Annotated in this window: 3 protein-coding genes and 2 pseudogenes; 4 read left to right on the top strand and 1 reads right to left on the bottom strand. The window is 60.0% G+C overall.

What is annotated here, in order from left to right; genetic code table 11:
* Positions 1 to 95: 95 nt before the first annotated feature.
* Positions 96 to 233 (bottom strand): annotated as a pseudogene (locus AWB68_RS47835) (IS30 family transposase); the annotation flags it as partial.
* A 69-nt stretch (positions 234 to 302) separates the two neighbouring features.
* Between AWB68_RS47835 and AWB68_RS44280 the strand changes: the two are divergent.
* The 4 genes and pseudogenes from AWB68_RS44280 to AWB68_RS44270 form a co-directional block, all read left to right on the top strand.
* A pseudogene (locus AWB68_RS44280) lies at positions 303 to 557 on the top strand (IS256 family transposase); the annotation flags it as partial.
* A 246-nt stretch (positions 558 to 803) separates the two neighbouring features.
* Positions 804 to 974, top strand: coding sequence for a hypothetical protein (locus AWB68_RS48680; RefSeq protein ID WP_160110194.1), 171 nt, complete (start codon positions 804 to 806; stop codon positions 972 to 974).
* Between the two features lie 184 nt (positions 975 to 1,158).
* Positions 1,159 to 1,506 (top strand): hypothetical protein, encoded by a 348-nt coding sequence (locus AWB68_RS44275; RefSeq protein WP_087650374.1) that lies wholly within the window; start codon positions 1,159 to 1,161, stop codon positions 1,504 to 1,506.
* Between the two features lie 119 nt (positions 1,507 to 1,625).
* On the top strand, positions 1,626 to 1,976 hold the full coding sequence (locus tag AWB68_RS44270) for a hypothetical protein (RefSeq protein WP_200828978.1): 351 nt from the start codon (positions 1,626 to 1,628) through the stop codon (positions 1,974 to 1,976).
* Positions 1,977 to 2,134 lie beyond the last annotated feature (158 nt).

Genomic DNA, 2,134 nt, shown 5'->3' with positions numbered 1-2,134 from the left:
CGACCGCCGCGATGCGGCTACATTCGCCCATCGATTGCAAACGATTCTACATTCGACGTGCTGAAACTACCGCTTACAATTAAGTTGCATTATTGCGACACGCCAACCGCCTCTGCTGCTTTCTCGCTCGTGATACCGGTGGCGATCTGCTTCCAAAATAGACGCTCGATCTCACGCCGGTGTGACGGTGCACCCGGCGAGCGCATCGCTCCTCGCCCTGTCAACTTATGCATCCACCCCGCTGGTCGTCCCATAAACACCTCCTCGGTCAAAGGTGTTGCGACGACCGGTTGAATCCGCCCTGGCAGCATTTGCGGACCGCGAATGCGATTGAGTCGACGTTCGCGACCGTGCGCCACCGCACTACGCGCACGCGCAACTACGCGTCGCGACCGACTTTCCTTGGCCTGGCATTCAAGCTGATCGAGGAAGCCGAAAAAACCTGGCGCCGCATTAACGGCCCCGAACAGATCAAGCTGTTGCTGGACGACATTGCCTTCAGGGACGGCGAACCGGTGCAAGACTATCGACCGGCTCAGCAGAAACTCGCCGCCTGAAATCGCCGACCATCAAGCTGCCCATACATCACTCTTGACCTTAGCTCTGGCATTCACGCCATGCCCCGATTCAATGAGCGTTTACGAACACTCTTTCTCACGAAGAAATCTGATGTGATGATTAGTGTTGGATGTCTAACGCTTCTTGTCCCACATCTTCCGTAAAGTCACATCAAACGTAGGACGAACGTGAAAGCAAAACGAACCTACTTGAAAGCATCAAGATACGATGCTACGGGGATAGCGATGAAGAACGAACAAGAAAACACGAGCACCGCTGGCCTGGCCGCCATGCGCGGTCAATCGCCAGCAGAACACTTCGACTCGACCGACGGCGCATCGATCATCGATGCACGGCTACGCCACGTTGCCGTCACTGTCACGCCCGAACCAGACCGATTCCCCGCGCGTCCCTGACGCGCATCACGCCGGAAGCCGTACGGTCGCATCGCGCGGAGCTTCGTTGAAGATAACGTAACGCTCTGTGCGGAGGCGCGCACCCGCACGCTTTGGCGTGGTTCAGAACGCTTTTCGCTGTACCTGCTACATGTCGGCGTCGATGTAGCTGGATAACCGTGCGCCATCAACCTGGAGACATACCATGAAACGCAATCTGATCGCAGCAGCCGTTCTCTCCCTCGTTTCGGTCGCGGCATTCGCCACCGGCACGGGCTCCAGCTCGAGCTCGACCTCGGGCGCTACGACCGCCGCTGGAGTGGCCGGCTTCGGCTACTTCACGGCAACCGATGCCGGCGCTGCCAACGGCCACGCCTCGGCCACCGCCGGCGCGGGCTTTAACAGCACCGGCAACACGACCAACGCAACGACAAGCCATATCAACACGACGACGGTCAGCGGCGCGGGCTTCGGCGGCGCGACGGCAGGCGGCACGTCGGGTGCCAACGCGGCAGCCAACGCATGGAGCAAGCTCGGCGGCGGCTGGCGCTAAGCCGAAAGGCTGCAGCACCTGGCCACGTGACCGCGAGTGTCATGAGTCAGTGGGGAGATGGAGTGGATGTCGTCATAAAACAAAGAGACAATCTTTCAATTCAATAAGGAATGCAAATCATGAAACGCACGATGATCGCCGCTGCACTGTTCTCGCTCTTCTCGGTCGCGGCTGTTGCCGGCACGGGAACGAATTCCAGCTCGACCTCTTCGTCGGGTGGCCAGACTTCCGCCTCCGTGTCGGGCTACGGTTCATTCGCGGCGACCGACTACGGCATGTCGAACGCGAACGCGCAAGCGATCGCCGGCAGCGGCTTCGGCGTGACCGGCAACGGCACCAACGCGACGACGAGCCACATTAATACGTCGAGCGCGGGCGGTGTCGGTCACGGCACGGCGTCGGCAACGGGTGGCTCGGGCGCGGATGCCGCTGCCAACGCATGGAGCAAGCTGGGCGGCGGCTGGCGTTAATCGGCTCCCCAGCCGATGTTTAGAGGCGGTGCCCGATTTGATGAAGGGGACAACGACGACCCGGCGCCGCCTCACCACTGGTCGATAAAAACTCTAAGCCGTTCCAAGGGACCGCTTCAACGTGGCGTTCCCCTTTCTTTTCCGGAGAACTACAATGA

It is taken from the genome of Caballeronia choica, from assembly GCF_001544535.1.
In the GTDB taxonomy this organism is placed as follows: domain Bacteria; phylum Pseudomonadota; class Gammaproteobacteria; order Burkholderiales; family Burkholderiaceae; genus Caballeronia; species Caballeronia choica.
This window is presented reverse-complemented; position numbering and strand designations above follow the sequence as displayed.